A 16,605-nucleotide genomic window follows, 5' to 3' on the forward strand; every position below is an offset into this window, starting at 1 on the left:
GCTAAAAGTTGGTCTTGTATGCTTTGTCATAGTTGTCACCTATTAATATATGAGGTGATTATATCACCTCTAATTAGGTGGCCAAATTTACTATGCCACTACAGAATGTATCGTAGTTGAAGATGCACAAGCTGGTGTAGATGCAGCGAAAGAGGCGGGCATGCGCGTCGTAGGCATAGGTCCTAGAGACCGTGTTGGTCATGCTACATGGCGTTTCGATGATACCAAAGACATGAACCTAGCTGACATCCTAGGCTAATCCCAAATAAGTATCGTGGGGGGAGCACAGTTGTACTACCCCTCGTTACCTAAAGGCTAGACCCTTAAGAAATTATAGGTAGAAAAATGGCGCGTTTAGAACTGAAGAATATTAATAAAGTTTATCCTGATGGTGCACATATTATCAAGGATGCCAATCTGACTATTGAAGACGGTGAATTTACGGTATTCGTTGGGCCATCAGGTTGTGGTAAATCAACTATGCTTCGCATGGTTGCAGGTTTAGAAGAGATTTCATCAGGAGATATGTATTTAGATGGCGAGGTAGTTAATAACCTTTCACCAACGGATCGTGGGATTGGAATGGTATTCCAATCTTATGCTCTTTATCCCCATATGACAGTCTTTGAAAATATAGCTTTTGGTTTAAAGTTGGCGAAAAAAACTAAAGAAGAAATTGATTTTGCAGTGCGGCAGGTTGCAGGAATGCTTGAGCTGACAAACCTTCTAAAACAAAAACCAAGTCAATTATCGGGAGGGCAGCGACAGCGTGTAGCTATTGGTCGTGCGATTGTCCGCAATCCAAAATTGTTTCTATTGGATGAACCATTATCAAACCTAGATGCATCACTTCGTGTTCGTATGCGTTTACAGCTCGCTGAATACCACAAAAAACTCAAATCCACTGTGATTTACGTAACTCATGATCAAGTCGAAGCAATGACTCTTGCCGATAAAATAGTGGTACTTCGTGCTGGTATCGTTGAACAGGTTGGCTCGCCACTAGAGCTATACTATTTCCCACAAACATTATTTGTTGCAGGTTTTATTGGTTCGCCAAAAATGAACTTGTTACCAGCAACTCTGATTTCAGCGAATGATGAAAAAGCGATAGTGGAAGTTGGAGATTATACCTTTGAAGCGGGTGTAAACGCAAAGAATGCCACGGAAGGTGCTTTGATGACAATTGGTATTCGCCCTGAAGATATTCACCTAGATGAAGAAGGTGTGGGTGTAATTGTTGAAGGCTTCGAACGGCTAGGTACCGAATCTTTGTTATACACAACACTTGTACGCGGTGGTCAAGAGGTGTTGGTCCGTGTTCCGGGAACTATGCATGTGAAAATCGGGCAGCGTTTAAATATTAGAGTTCCATCGGAGAAATGTCATTTATTTAATAGTAAGGGTCATGCGTTCAAACGTAGTATGACATTAAATGATTTGATTACGCCAGCCCCCAAAATTAAACAAGCGATTTAATTCGGCATATATAAAAATATTATCCATTAAATAAAAAGCCCGTCGCAATGGTGGGCCTTAGGATAACTACATTAAAAATTTAGGTATAAGATAATTTCAAGTACCACCTTGATGACTGTTTTTTTATTGAGAACACTAAGTGCTAATTAATAAATAATAAATAATAATTAATAAGGAAGTTGTAATGAAAATAAAATCACTAGCTCTTTCTATTGCTTTTAGTTTCTTTCTTTCTGGATATGTATTTTCATCTGAAATTAAGCCTAAATCAGATGAGGATTTTTATAAACAAATAGAAAAACTAAAAACTGATTACTCAAAGGCTGAAATTCTATCTGCATTGGAGGTAGGAGAAGAGGAAGAAGAGACCGAAAATAAATTTCATGGGACATTTGGAACAAATGTTGAGATAGAAAGAACGATCAGGGATGACGGTGTAAATGAAGGTAAAATAAAATATACCTTGCTACAAGGGAATTTTTATCATGATGATTTACCAGGTTGGGATTTTGGTTTTTATTCTGGCCGAGAAGAATTATTTAGCGGTAATTTGAAACATGCAAAATATGATAGAGGGGTTAATGCGATTCAAGAAATTTTTGTCAATCGTAGTTATAATTTCTCAACTGCTAACATTGGTTGGGGATTAAAACTTGCTGGAGAGAGTATCGATGAAAGAACGACACCAGAGGCAAAAATATTTGGATCTTATCAGTTAACAGAAAGTTTAGATATTCATGGTTATGGTCTCTATCACGTCGAATATAAAAGGGGAACAGGCGATTTTCCATATTGGGAAGTCGAGCCGGGCTTTGGCTATAGAATATCAGATAACTCAGGTGCATGGTTAAATTTTAGATACCAAGTTGGAGAGTGGAATGCTAAAGATGGCTATGAAGAGACAGAAACGGAATGGATTATTAAACCAGGGGTCTGGTACAACTGGGGTAAATTATCAGCATCAATTTGGGGAGAGTTTGGCTCATTTGAAAAAGAACGTAATGCCGATAATGCACATTTGTGGACTGAAGACTATGCAAAGATAGGAGTGTCTGCAAACTATCCGTTGTCTAAAAACTGGAGAATGTTTGGAGAAGTGAGTTACAAAAAATTAGATATAGAAAGTGGTCCAGAACGAGATAAGCTTGATGGTTATATTCCTTTGTTTATTGCCGGCGTTAACTACACTTTTTAATCATAAGTATTATCGGGAAATTTAAAATAAAAAATATGAGGCTAATGTTTTCATGGAAAATAAAGTACAACTAATAACATATGTAGACAGATTGTCTGGTGGAAATATTGATGATTTATCAAAAATATTAACAGAAACATTTGGTGATATTTTTTCTGGGGTGCATTTATTACCTTTCTACTTTCCTATTGATGGAAGCGATGCTGGGTTTGACCCAATTGACCATGGAATGGTTGATAGAAGGCTTGGCGATTGGGGTGGTATAAAATCGCTCAGTAACAAAACTGAAATTATGGCAGATTTAATTGTTAACCATGTGTCAGCTGATTCATTAGAGTTTAAAGATGTATTGGACAAAGGAAGGGAATCTAAATATTGGACAATGTTTTTGAAAGAAAAAGATGTTTTTCCAAATGGAATCACAAGTGAACAATCCAATAACATATACAGACCTCGTCCTGGTAGTTGCTTTACAGAGAAAAAATTAAAATCAGGCGAGGCGGTTAATTTTTGGACAACATTTACAGATAATCAAATAGATATTAACGTTGAGTCCGAAGCTGGCGAGGAATATCTTGAAAAAATATTAAACTTATTTTCTGAGAATGGAGTTAAAATTATACGCCTTGATGCTGCGGGTTACGCGATTAAAAGAGCTAATACAAGTTGTTTTATGACAAGTGAAGCTTTTGAATTTATAGCTAAACTGTCTCAGCGCGCAAATGATTTAGGTATGGAGACTATTGCTGAGATCCATAGTCATTATGAAACCCAAGTTGATGTGGCCAATAAAGTTAATCGCGTATATGATTTTGCATTGCCACCATTAATTTTACATAGCTTATTTAATAACAACGTAGATGCGCTAGTAAAATGGTTGAAAATTGCACCTAAAAACTGCTTAACGGTTCTTGATACTCACGATGGGATTGGCATTATTGATGTGGGGTCAGATGGTGATAAACCTGGTCTTTTAACACCTGTTGAAATTGATAACTTAGTTGAGACTATACATGCAAAAAGCTTGAATCAAAGCCGAAAAGCAACCGGTGATGCCGCATCTAATGTGGATTTATATCAAGTTAACTGCACTTATTATGATGCTGTTGGTCGTGATAATGTTAGTTATATATTTTCGAGAGCAATACAGTTTTTTAGCCCCGGAGTACCTCAAGTATATTATGGCGGTTTATTAGCAATGTGTAATGATATGCAACTACTAGAGAAAACTAATGTAGGTAGAGATATAAACAGACCTCATTTAACACTAGACAATATCTACGAGCAGTTATCAAAACCAGTTGTTAAAGGGCTAATTAAACTGATTGAAATTAGAAATTCTTCCAACGCTTTTAATGGTGATATGGTGGTTAAAGGTAAAGGTCATAACCTCATGATAACTTGGAATAATGATTGTTCTCTTGCAGAGTTGTGTTTGGATTTAAGTAAATCAACGGGGTTTATTATGATTCAACATGGAGATAACCATGTTGAATATGATTTAAACGAACTTGCCAATGGCAGTTTTTAATTTTTGATATATTTATCGGCTTATACTTAAGGTGATTATCAAGCTATCAAGGTTTTTATATATTAACTGGGATGAATTGAATGGAAGAATTAGAGAAAATGGTTTCCGGTTTGCCCTATAATCCAAGTGATCATAAGTTGGTTATTTTGAATGAAAAAGCCGGACGGTTGGCAAGTGAATACAATCATTATTATTACAATGATAGAGTGAAAAGTGACGAAATATTAACGTCTTTGCTAGGAAGTATTGGTGATAATGTCGTTATTAGGCCTGACTTTCGTTGTGATTATGGTCTTAATATTAGAGTAGGAAATAATTTTTTTGCAAATTTTGGTTGTGTAATTTTAGATTGTGCAGAAGTTACTTTTGGTGATAATTGCATGTTAGGCCCACATGTTGGAATTTATACCGCAACTCATCCAATCGATCCTGTAGAACGGTGCAGTGGTATTGAGTTTGCGGAAGCCGTTACTATTGGAAATAATTGCTGGATTGGTGGTCATGCTGTTATAAATCCCGGGGTGACTTTGGGGGATAATGTTGTTGTAGCATCAGGAAGCGTAGTTACCAAAAGTTTTGGCAGTAATGTTGTTATTGGGGGAGTTCCCGCAAAAGTTTTGAAAGTAGTTATACCTAGCTAGATATGATTACATTAGTTGTCGCTCAAAAGATCTTTCTAGTTTTATATGTTCCAAAATTTTAGCAACTCAAAACTGAGAATAATTAAGTTTTAGGCTGCCAATGGTGTCGAAATTTACTTATTATTCAGATGAAACGCTCGGAAGCTTTTTTACTTCGGCAACGTTGATATTAAGGCTACGAGCATTTTTATAGTTTGACAGATATACGACGAGACATAATTGGTCAGTGGTCATATTAATAATAAACGGCCCCATTATTCGTAGTTTTAGCCTCAAGGTTATGAAAGGTTAAAGTAGCTCTACTTACGTTGACGTTTCGCAGTAAGTTTGAATTTATAATTATTGGTTGTGAAATAATTACGGCTGTATTCGAAAACGGTGTCATCGTGTAAATGGCCACGAGTACGTTTTTCAATAATCGGTAATGCAGCATCAATATTAAGCAGTTTCGCTATGTTTTTTGGAGGTAAGATCGGGATCAGCTCTTGCTCACTCCTATCTATCATTAAGCCTTTTTGCTTTTCAATGTAGTCGTATTTAGAACCTTGCATGACCTGGTAAGTGAGGTCTGGGAACATTTCAGTTGGCATCCATGTTTCTTCAACCGTAATAGGCTCGTCATTTAAGAAACGAACTCGTTTGATATAAAATACCATCTCATTTTCACTAACCTCAAGAAGGTCGGCAATACTGAGAGAGGCTGGTTGGATTTCGAATGCGAGAACATGACTATGAGTGAGTCCTTCTAAGTGCGCCCACTTTTCTGCAAAGCTACTTTGTTGGTCAATGTCATAGTTTACTTTGCTTTCTTTTACATATGTACCGCTGCCTTGAATACTTTCTAATTCACCGCTTTCGATTAATAGTTTAAGTGCTTGCCTAACGGTGACACGGCTTACTGAAAATTCTTCACGCAACTGAGCTTCAGTTGGAAGTGCCTCACCGACCTTATACTCACCTGAGCTTATTTTCTCACGAATAGCATCTGCAATTTGACGGTACATTGGCAATCTTGCCATCACAACCTCTATTTATAATAAAAGTGTATTAAAAAACAATACATTTAATTGAGAAGTACCTTAAGAATATTATCGTTATGTTTTAAATTACTTCAATGGTTTACGAGTATCAATAAGTCTTCATTTTATAACGAGTATAATACGATTCAAGCTTGGTAAAACAAGTATTAGTTTGAAAATGTTAAAAAGAAATAATACAAAAGTAATACATATTGTTTGCTTAATTCGATATTGGTCACATTTTATTTGTATTAAATAGGTATTATTTGGTTTCGGGGTAGTACGAATATGCTGTCAATAATCAGGCAGCTGAAACATTGAGAACTTGGGATAAACGTTATGAACTTGACATCTCTAACTAATCCATCGCTTATTACATTACAAACGACATTTACAAGTCGTAACGAGGCGATAGAGACACTTGCAGAACAATTATATCAACAAGGAAAACTGCATAGTAAGGATGAATATCTGCATGCAGTTTACGCACGTGAAGAGCAAGGGCCAACAGCCTTAGGTGAAGGTTTGGCAGTGCCTCATGGTAAAACGGATGCAGTAAAAGAAGCTGCATTTGCCGTTGCGACATTAAAAGAAGATTTAAAGTGGCAAGGGTTGGATGAAGAAGAAGAGGTCAATTTAATCTTCTTGATTGCGATTCCAAATGCGGAAGCGGGTTCTACTCATATGCAATTATTAACTGAGCTGACAACGACCTTGGTTGATGATGAGGTTCGAGAAGCCGTTCTCAATGCTACAAATGTAGAACAAATTATGGCTCTATTAAGTAATGATGAAGAGTCTGAAGAATCAGAACAAGAAGAGGCTAGTGTAGACGCACCAATAATTGTTGCGGTTACTGCTTGTCCTGCTGGTATTGCTCATACCTATATGGCTGCGGAGTACCTTGAAAAAGCAGGTAAAAAGCTAGGTTATAAAGTTTATGTAGAAAAACAAGGTGCCAATGGTATTGAAGGCCGTTTAACTTCCGATCAATTAAATAGTGCCACTGCTGTCGTTTTTGCCGCTGAAGTTGCGATTAAAGAAGTCGAGCGCTTTCAAGGGATCCCTCGGGTAGAAGTACCGGTTGCTGAGCCAATTAAGCATTCAGAACGCATTCTTAATGATGCTATTGAAGCAGGAAAGGCCGGACGTGGCTCTGATGCCACTATTGCAACCGATGATGGACCGAAGAAATTACCATTGAAAACAGAGCTTAAACAAGCCTTATTGTCTGGTATCTCTTATGCCGTTCCTCTGATTGTCGCTGGGGGAACCGTGCTTGCCGTTGCGGTTCTTATAGCACAAATTTTTGGCTTGCAAGAACTCTATGCAACGCAAGATTCTTGGTTATGGATGTATCGTAAACTTGGTGGTGGGTTACTTGGAACGTTAATGGTACCAGTGCTTGCGGCCTATACTGCTTATTCATTAGCGGATAAACCTGCTTTAGGCCCGGGCTTTGCTGCTGGTATTGCCGCTAACCTGATTGGCTCTGGTTTCCTTGGTGGTGTTGTTGGTGGCTTGATCGCTGGCTATGTCATGCGCTGGGTAAAACAAAACGTTCGTTTAGGGCCAGCTTTTAATGGCTTTTTAACTTTCTACTTATACCCAGTGATCGGTACTTTAGTTGCTGGCTCTTTGATGCTGTTTGTTATAGGCAAACCTGTTGCCATGTTAAACCAAGGATTAACGGATTGGTTGAACGGTATGTCAGGAACCAATGCATTGCTGCTCGGTGCAATTTTAGGGTTCTTTGTTTCTTTTGACCTTGGTGGCCCTGTCAACAAAGCGGCTTATGCATTCTGCTTGGGAGCGATGGCAAATGGTGTTTACGGTCCTTATGCCATCTTTGGTTCCGTAAAAATGGTATCAGCATTTACGGTAACCGCTTCAACTATGATTGCTCCGCGTTTATTCAAAGACTTTGAAATTGAAACAGGAAAATCGACATGGTTGCTTGGTCTTGCTGGTATTACGGAAGGGGCGATACCTATGGCGATTGATGATCCAATCCGCGTTATTGGTTCATTTCTTTTAGGCTCTGTCGTCACTGGTGCAATGGTTGGTGCTGCAGGTATTGGCTTGTCAACGCCTGGAGCCGGTATCTTCTCTATTTTCCTTCTGCACGATGCTGGAATTGGTAGCTTTATGGCTGCAGGGATTTGGTTTGGATCTGCGCTGATAGGCACGGTTATTTCCACTATCACATTGTTGATATGGCGTGGACACGCTATCAAAAAAGGTAAGTTTCAAACCAAGACAGCGGCTTAACGGACTCTAACTTTAAACTCATAAGTAAGGAAGGAGGCACAATCTCAATGACTGTGCCTCAATTCAAACAAAATATTATTTTGATAACCAATTAATTCTCTATTTGACGATAAAAGACAAATAGCTTCTAAAGGTAACAACAATGACTACATCACGCGTTCATATTACACCGCACATGCACTGGGATCGTGAATGGTATTTCACGACAGAAGAATCACGTATTCTGCTTGTGAACAACATGGAAGAAATTATGCAACGTCTGGAAAGCGATCCAGACTATAAATATTATGTTCTTGATGGCCAAACGGCGGTACTAGAAGATTACTTTGCCATCAAACCAGAAAATAAGCAGCGTGTTAAAGCACTGGCAGAAGCGGGTAAATTGATTGTCGGCCCTTGGTACTCTCAGACAGATACGATGCAAGTTTCGGGTGAATCTATTGTTCGTAACATGCTTTATGGTATGCGCGATTGCCTTGAGTTAGGTCAACCAATGAAGATTGGTTACCTACCAGACTCATTCTCTATGAGTTCGCAATTACCTATGATTTATAATGGCTTCGATATCGACACAGCAATGTTCTGGCGTGGTTGTTCAGAGCGTCATGGTACGAACAAAACCGAGTTTTTATGGCAATCAAATGATGGCTCAGAGGTGATGGCGCAAGTTCTACCTCTTGGTTATGCGATTGGTAAATATTTGCCTCAAGATGAAGAAGGTTTACGAGCTCGTCTAGATAAATATTTCCCAGTATTGGAAAAACCATCAGTGACCAAAGATATTTTATTGCCAAATGGTCACGATCAGATGCCAATTCAAAAAGATATCTTTGAAGTCATGGATAAATTGCGAGAAATTTACCCAGATCGTGAATTCAAGATGAGCCGCTTTGAAGAAGTATTTGATCGTATTCGTGAAGAGCGTGACAACTTAGATGTCATCAAAGGTGAATTTAATGATGGTAAATATATGCGAGTTCACCGTACGATTTCTTCTACTCGCATGGACATTAAACTGATTCATGCCGAAGTTGAAAATAAGATCGTTAATATCCTTGAGCCTTTAGCCTCAATCGCATGGTCATTAGGTTTTGAATATCACCACGGCCTAATTGAAAAAATGTGGAAAGAGAGTATGAAAAACCATGCTCATGATTCTATTGGTTGTTGCTGTTCCGATAAGGTACACGCTGAAATTCTAAATCGTTACATTTTGGCTGACGATATGGCAACAAACCTGATTCGTTTCTACAAGCGTAAAATTGTGGATCACATGCCTGCGCGCGAAGGTTGTGACAAATTAGCTTTCTTCAATCTATCACCTTATCAACGTGAAGAAGTGATTAACACGACCATTACTATCCGCGCTAACGAATTTAATCTGTTTGATGAAACTGGTAATCAAGTTGAATACTTCATTCAAGATCAGCGCATTATCGATCCTGGGAAAATTGATCGTCAGATTGTTCACTACGGTAATTACGACCCATTTATTGAATACGACATTCAAGTGAAACACGCTATTCCAGCAATGGGCTTTACCACACTCCACATTGAAGCCGGTGCTAAAGGCTGCCACAAACCGGTAGAGCAGAAAGATCATGTATTAGAAAATGAGTTTTATCGTATCAATGTGAATGATAACGGCACATTAACGATTTTTGATAAAGAAACCGAAATGTCATTTGACCAAGTACTTCGTATTGAAGATGGTTCTGATGATGGTGATGAATATGATTATTCGCCTTCTCGCAAAGAGTGGTTATTGTATTCAGATGAGTTTAAAGCTCAAACCACTATCAAGCATGAAGGTTTTCAATCTGTGGCGACAATCCAACTACGAATGGATGTTCCTGAAAATCTACAAGAACGTGAAGAACGTACTGGGCAAGCAGGTTTTGTGGATGTGGATTGCCAAGTGGTACTTAAGGATGGCTCTCGCCGTATTGAAGTTCGTATGGAGCTGGATAATCAGGCCGATGATCACCGCGTTCGTGTACTTATTCCAACGCCGTTTGTGTCAAAAGAAGTGGTCGCAGATAACCAATTTGGCCTTATTACTCGCCCAACGAATGATCCAGCAATGGAAGTATGGGAACAAGAGAAATGGAAAGAAGCACCTGTGCCTGTTTATCAATTAATGAACTTTGCTGCTGTTGAAAACTCAACTGGTGGTATGGCAGTGATGACAAATGGCCTGCGTGAATTCGAAGTGATTTCTTCTAAAGGTAATGAAGAACGTGATACGTTTGCTTTAACGTTATTGCGCGGTATTGGGGTTTTAGGGAAAGAAGAGTTATTGCTTCGTCCTGGTCGACCTTCTGGCATTAAAATCCCAACGCCAGACTCTCAAACGCGTGGAAAAATTGTTTGTGAGTTTGCACTGTTTGGCTTCGCAGGTAATCATGTTGAAGCGAATATCATGGCAGAAGCTCGTGATAATGTGACGCTAATTGAGTGTTATAACAAAATCCCATATAACGCAATGAAGCTGAACGTTGGAGCTCAAGACAAGCCATTAACTTATTCATTACTGAATAAAAGCCAATCGGGTGCAGTGTTAAGTGTTCTGAAAAAAGCAGAAGATGAAGAGGCGCTCATTTTGCGTATGTACAACCCTTCAGAAAATTCTGCAATTGAAGATAAGATCTGCTTTACACCAGAAGTCACCTCATGGAAGGAGGCGAGTCTTGATGAAAGAGTGCGTGATAATCATGTAGAGACTCAAACATTTGGACGCTTGAATCCGTGTCAGGTTAAAACATTCCAAGTGAAAATTTAGTCATGGGATCTAAAGTGGCGATGTTGTTAACAACATTGCTACTTTAAGAGTGTAGATGTAGATGGCTTGGTGTCTACGTGACAATGTACTTAAATATCATTAATTAGTTAATGATATTTTACACATTAGACCAGTTTTGATGATGTTAAAGTGTCCTAACACCGCTACAAATACTATATTTTTTGAAGGGAATGATTACCAATTCATTTTAATACTAAAGAATAGATTATAGATACATCAATGTGTGACGTTATCAGTGTTAAGAAGGTTTTTAATCTATACAAAACGAGTTGATAGCCAAGCCGGGACTAGTACTTAGTAGAATCAATGTATCTTTCAGTATGATACTTTTTTGTATTATATTTTTACTGCTTCTTTCAGATAACAATCAGAAGTATGATACTTTTTAGATATTCAAAAAGTGACAATAATAATGATATCGATAGGTTACAGTTATTAATGTATGGTACTTTTTTGTGTGTTTACACGAAAGTGGTGTGATCACTCAAAGGGCGCGTTACGACTCATGAAAGTGGTTCGCTCATTCTGAAGTTCGAAATTTAGACTTTTTCATATCAAAATCTTTAGTGCACGGAGCATTGTGACATTCTCTAATCTAGGGTTGGATCATCATCATGTAGAGCATCATGCCATGTTAATATACTCTATGAGCGATGATGCTCAGATCACAAATACTGTACGATAGACTATCCAATACAATGACAGAAGCAGCAAACTTCCTGATTGTTAACCTCAAGGTTTACAATCGAAAAAATCAAGCTTATTTTTTATTAAGCTTTTGATAAATAACGTTTCAATTGTAAAGCAAAATACCAATAAATGATTTGATTACTAGTGTGAAAACTAGAAAAGCTTTGCTTCAAGTTTACAATAAAGGCTATATTGAAGGTTGCTAATAATGCAATTAATTAAGCTCATAGGACTCATTTTTTCTAAGTACATTTAAGGTTGAAGCTATTTACGAAATTTCAAACGAATGAAACTTTTTACTAACATGGTTTTTGTCCCATTCCTTATTTCAGTGCTAATTGATAGCTAATCATGATGCTATAAATTATCTAAAGTCACTTTTGAATTGAGAAGTAAATTATGAGTAAAAAACGGTTGTCAGAAAAAGACCTTTTAGAAGAATTAACAAGTCATACTGCACATACTGATGAACTCTCGACTGCAAGTGAAAAAAGTTGGGGGACTTATTCGGAAGATACGGATAAGGCAGATAGCGATTTTCTAGTTGAACGACCCTATGCTTTTGACTCTTCCCGAATTGAATTTGAGGAGGGTGAACAAGACCACAAAGTAGTTAAGCAACGAGAGAACTCTCCAGAAATTGACATAGATATTGATGAGTTGTAAACCACCATGCCTGTGTTGCGGAGTTGATCTCCTAAATTAAAAATACCCAAAATTTAGCTAGAACAAAAACTCTAATCCACTTAAGTTTGCAATATTTGTCAGTACCCTAATTGCATAATCATTCAATGTCCCTCCTTTTTACCCAAAAATGGATTGATCATAGGTGTATTCCGAAAAATTGAGCCCCAAATACCGAGCTCTATACCCGAAAATGGATTATTTTTAGGTGTAATACGAAAACCAAATCCCGTTTCATCCCAATATAAGACTTTGATTTTATCGCGCTGCTTATTAGTAAACAGGAATAGTGTCCCTGAACTTAAAGAGAAATTAGTATCAGATTCGATAATGGCCACAAAGCCATTAATGGATTTTCTAAAATAGGCATATTCTCGATACAAATAAATATTGGGAGCGCTGAGCATTCTTTTCATGTTAATGCTCAAATAAGTTCTGCAGGGTAAGAGGGTTGTGTAGCTGTCGGTACGATCAGTTCAATATTATGATTTATCCCTAATGCTCTTGAGATTTTTGAGCACTTGATTTTTCACTACCATAGGAAACCCCGAAGAAGCGGATTTGGTTTACAAAGTCACAAATTGCTTTGCGATTACCGTTCTTCATCCAAATGCAATTAGCAATCACGGTGTGGGTTTGATCTTTGAAGAACAAATTAGACGCTTTGCTGAAGCTCGAATGAAACGACTGGTGAGCTCTTTACCCCAAGAAATATGTCCACCTTACAACTTCATTACTATTCACCAATGAAGAAGAGTTAACCAGCGTAGGTTTAGTGTCCAAAAGTAAATTTCAAACTTTGTTGCCACACTAGGTCTCTAGTTTTGTTAATTATCCAAACCAACCATCACTCGAACACACCGCCAAAGTATCTCTAAATAGTATGCCATTACACTCATATATAAGACTCGAAGGAAGCAACTTTCATTCGCTAAACTTATCACACACGACAAAGTTAATTATGCAATCTGAGAACGTGAAAGTGATGTTAAGTGGGTTGTGGTACTGCGCCACAAATCAGGTTTTGAGTGCCGAAATAATTTACTTTCAAACGTATCGTTCATGTTATTAGACATCGTAAAAGCGACCACTTTAACTCTACGAATTGAATTATGATGACATTCATTTTACCTTTCAAGCAGCAATGAAAACTCAATACACTGCCTTCGAAAGCACGTTCTAGCGCTCACTAAAAACGTATTGATCTACGCACAGATAAAAATTTTGGTCATCATCCTGCTCACCTTTGTATGGCACGGTTCGAACACTTTCAATCTACTATAAGGTGGTTTTTGAGTCACAAAATAAGCTAAGAAATCTTTTATTAGATCGATAAAGGAGAGGGGTGGGATCATAAATCGGGACACTCTGTTAAGCATTTTTTTGTTCAAAGCTTTCTCTTGGATGGTTAATTTTTTCACCAACCTTTACTCGAACGCAAAGTTTAATTACCTCAAATGTGCATGCATGTAACTAAAAAAAATCACTTAAACTCTTCGAACAAATAGACGAAAGTGCATTCATTGGACGCTGCATCGAATGAAATGATGAGCAATACGTCTCAGAAATTTTCTCGTAAATATCTTTTTGCCCGACGCAAGAAAGACGAGTTTCTTCGTTCATAAATCCTATAAATCAAAATTTATAACACTCATTAAAGGCACAATGGGAGCAACAACAAACCGAATAATTTAGAACAAGAATGACAAACTTTTAAGATCCGAAAAGCAAAAGCCACAAAGAAATGCTTCATTTCATAACGCTAACGTTCATGTTTACGAACATCGTAAATGTGATTTACTTTACCTCAATGATTAGAATTCTAGTGGTCAACTTTTGCCTTTCATGCTGTAAAGAAAACACAAAACACTGTTTTTGATAGATGGCTTTGGTGATCATTAAAAACCAATTTCTCTGAGTTGTGATACAACTTTTCATCCATCGTTCTGCTCACTTTTCACGGAAAAGCTCAAACACTTGTACCCCACTTATTCTTCATGAAGTGGCACAGGGAATCCAATTTTCACTCGATGATTTACCACTGGAAAGTGGTCAGAAAAAGTATAAATATTTTTCAAAAAAACAGATAATCGACAAAATTTAGCCCAAAAAATTTGAGCATTTTTATCTATAAATGGTCGGTGATGAACTCCCTATTCAAAGAAAAATCTAACAAATACTTCTCATTTCTTAGTGAACAACGTACCCAATCTAACTTGCTTTACCTGCCTATTTATAGGGCAGAGCTGGTCACTTTTCGATAAAAGCCACTAAGCTTTCTAATGGGCAAGCCATTAAAACTAATGCCTGCCTCACTAATTCACATAGTTAAATGACTATTCATAACCACAAAGGAACTATAGCGAGTGCTATTCAGGTTATTCCTAACGACCAAGGCGCTATTAAAGGTAGCTAATGTATTATTCATAATGCAAAAGGCATTTAAGCCAATATTACTGACTTTCGCCTAACTTGTTATTCATTATTTATAATGCACAGACCACTATTCCTAACCTCCATGAGACTAAACCTAACGTAATAGCCATTAGGTCAAACGCGAAAACAATTAAACCTAACGAATTTCACATTAGGCCAAACGGCTAAACAATTAAACCGAACGATAAAATCGTTAGGTCTAATGGCAAATATAATATTTCTAATGATATTTGCATTAGGTCTAATGGGAAAATGATTAAAGCCTAACGGAATCATCGTTAGGTCTAACACGGAATGGATTATTTACTATAGGAAAGTCGTTAGACTCCGAACGGAAATACTGTTATTCCGAGTCGTGTCTTGATTATTCAACATTCATTGAAAACTATTACTAATCTAAATTCCGTTTAAGGGCACTTCTACCAGCCTTGAATTACGCCTTATTTTTCACGTTTTTCCCTATATATATATAGTATATATAGATAGTATATATGCCTGTTTTCAGCGTCCTGAAACATGCTATATTTTCTGTGTGAGTGATCCTCGAAAAAAAGTCGGTCTTAATTGCCTTTGGCAAATTACATGCGAAGCGGTGAAATCGCAGTTTCATAATCCGCTTACTTGACCACTAAAATTTGTTGGACACATATCGGCCTCTCAGGAGGCCGATTTTTTTTGTCTGAAAATTCCCTCTACAAAGTTCGTTATCTTTTCTGCTTAGATTTTTATGCCGCATTTTTTAAAACCTACATTGGGTAGTTACAGCAGAAATTAAATCGGATTCGATAATGAAAACATGCAAACCAAAATTGGCTTTCCTATTGCTTAGTTTGAGCGGTTCCACTTTTGCTTCGGGGCAAGCGAATGAAATTCCAAAGCAGTACAAACAAAACTTAGATGGATACACACAGATTGTCATCGACACAGATGATGAACAGAAGAACCCACTCATCAAAGTTATCTCAATTGAGATCCCTGCTTCAATCGTTAACACGGGACAAGCACTTAACTACGTTTTGTACTCTTCAGGATTTGCACTGAAAGACTTAAGACAAACAGATGTAGAAACTTTGAAGCTGTACTCATTGAAAGTTCCGCTCGTGAATCGTTCGTTCTTTCGGGTAACGGTAGAACAAATTATTGAAACACTGATTGGTGATGCGTATGTGATGAACGTAGATCAAGTTCGTCGTGAGATTTCCATAGAGGCGAGAAAGAAATGATGACGAAGAAGAAAATGGATTTCAACGAAATGGAATCGGAAACGAACGTAATGCAGTTTGCGGAACGAACGAAGCCAGAAGAAAACGAAATTGAAAACTCGGAAGCCAACGAAGAGCAACATGAGCACGAAGACGTTCAACAACATCGTGATGATGAAGGCAACGAAAGTGTAATCACTGATGAAACAGAATCGAATGACGTCAACAACGAAAGCTTGTCTTCAACGTCAACGAATGAACCTCAAGAAGAACAACATCGTGAACTTAGTCGCTCTGAACAACGCGCAATTGTCAGAGAGAACAAACGCCGTGAACAGAACGAAGCAAAGCATGCTCGCCTGAATGAACGACAACAAAAAATAAATGAACGAAGAGAAACTAAACAAGCGAAGAAAGAAGCGAAGCGTTTAGAGCGTGAGGCACAAAAAAATGATCGCGGTGTAGTTCAAGTGTTTGCTATTGAGACATCCAAAATTTTATTAACTAGCAGCATCGCAATAGGAGTTAGTTTCGTAGGTTACGAATTCTTAGATGTCACCACCAGTGCAAAAATGATCCACTAACACCAATTGAAAATTGATCCACTTGGTATCATTCAGTTTTAACAAAACTGGATGGTGATTATGTTAACCA

General features: G+C 37.7%; 12 protein-coding genes. 10 read left to right on the forward strand and 2 right to left on the reverse strand.

Annotated elements, in window-relative coordinates; translation table 11 throughout:
- The first annotated feature begins 85 nt into the window (after nucleotides 1-85).
- The 5 genes from HC725_RS16830 to HC725_RS15940 all read left to right on the forward strand — a co-directional run bounded on the left by HC725_RS16830 (nucleotide 86) and on the right by HC725_RS15940 (nucleotide 4,846).
- Nucleotides 86-259: an HAD-IA family hydrolase gene (locus HC725_RS16830; protein ID WP_342365960.1), complete on the forward strand. Its 174-nt coding sequence runs from the start codon at nucleotides 86-88 to the stop codon at nucleotides 257-259.
- 86 nt (nucleotides 260-345) lie between these two features.
- On the forward strand, nucleotides 346-1,479 hold the full coding sequence (locus HC725_RS15925; protein WP_190332851.1) for an ABC transporter ATP-binding protein: 1,134 nt from the start codon (nucleotides 346-348) through the stop codon (nucleotides 1,477-1,479).
- Nucleotides 1,480-1,663: 184 nt separating this feature from the next.
- A complete protein-coding gene (locus tag HC725_RS15930) occupies nucleotides 1,664-2,674 on the forward strand; it encodes an OmpG porin family protein (protein ID WP_190332852.1) in 1,011 nt (336 codons plus the stop codon).
- Nucleotides 2,675-2,726: 52 nt separating this feature from the next.
- Nucleotides 2,727-4,205 (forward strand): sucrose phosphorylase, encoded by a 1,479-nt coding sequence (gtfA, locus tag HC725_RS15935; RefSeq protein WP_190332853.1) that lies wholly within the window; start codon nucleotides 2,727-2,729, stop codon nucleotides 4,203-4,205.
- Between the two features lie 80 nt (nucleotides 4,206-4,285).
- Nucleotides 4,286-4,846 (forward strand): sugar O-acetyltransferase, encoded by a 561-nt coding sequence (locus HC725_RS15940; RefSeq protein ID WP_190332854.1) that lies wholly within the window; start codon nucleotides 4,286-4,288, stop codon nucleotides 4,844-4,846.
- 299 nt (nucleotides 4,847-5,145) lie between these two features.
- Here HC725_RS15940 and HC725_RS15945 read toward each other — a convergent pair whose 3' ends face one another.
- Nucleotides 5,146-5,865 carry a GntR family transcriptional regulator gene (locus HC725_RS15945; protein WP_190332855.1) on the reverse strand — a complete coding sequence of 240 codons (720 nt, stop codon included), beginning with the start codon at nucleotides 5,863-5,865 and terminating at the stop codon, nucleotides 5,146-5,148.
- Nucleotides 5,866-6,204: 339 nt separating this feature from the next.
- On the opposite strand from HC725_RS15945, the gene mngA reads away from it, so the two are divergent.
- The 3 genes from mngA (at nucleotide 6,205) to HC725_RS15960 (ending at nucleotide 12,295) form a co-directional block, all read left to right on the forward strand.
- Nucleotides 6,205-8,136 (forward strand): PTS 2-O-a-mannosyl-D-glycerate transporter subunit IIABC, encoded by a 1,932-nt coding sequence (gene mngA / locus HC725_RS15950; protein WP_190332856.1) that lies wholly within the window; start codon nucleotides 6,205-6,207, stop codon nucleotides 8,134-8,136.
- Nucleotides 8,137-8,278: 142 nt separating this feature from the next.
- Entirely contained in the window at nucleotides 8,279-10,918 is a 2,640-nt protein-coding gene (mngB, locus tag HC725_RS15955; RefSeq protein WP_190332857.1) for a mannosylglycerate hydrolase, read from the forward strand.
- A gap of 1,110 nt (nucleotides 10,919-12,028) precedes the next feature.
- Nucleotides 12,029-12,295, forward strand: a complete 267-nt coding sequence (locus HC725_RS15960; protein ID WP_190332858.1) for a hypothetical protein — start codon at nucleotides 12,029-12,031, stop codon at nucleotides 12,293-12,295.
- A gap of 122 nt (nucleotides 12,296-12,417) precedes the next feature.
- On the opposite strand, the gene tnpB is transcribed toward HC725_RS15960, so the two are convergent.
- A complete protein-coding gene (tnpB, locus tag HC725_RS15965; RefSeq protein WP_190332859.1) occupies nucleotides 12,418-12,729 on the reverse strand; it encodes an IS66 family insertion sequence element accessory protein TnpB in 312 nt (103 codons plus the stop codon).
- A gap of 2,808 nt (nucleotides 12,730-15,537) precedes the next feature.
- On the opposite strand from tnpB, the gene HC725_RS15970 reads away from it, so the two are divergent.
- A complete protein-coding gene (locus HC725_RS15970; RefSeq protein WP_190332860.1) occupies nucleotides 15,538-15,972 on the forward strand; it encodes a hypothetical protein in 435 nt (144 codons plus the stop codon).
- On the forward strand, nucleotides 15,969-16,535 hold the full coding sequence (locus tag HC725_RS15975) for a hypothetical protein (protein WP_190332861.1): 567 nt from the start codon (nucleotides 15,969-15,971) through the stop codon (nucleotides 16,533-16,535). Before HC725_RS15970 ends, HC725_RS15975 begins: the two co-directional genes overlap by 4 nt.
- Nucleotides 16,536-16,605: the final 70 nt, after the last annotated feature.

The organism is Vibrio sp. S17_S38 (assembly GCF_014694375.1).
GTDB lineage: Bacteria > Pseudomonadota > Gammaproteobacteria > Enterobacterales > Vibrionaceae > Vibrio.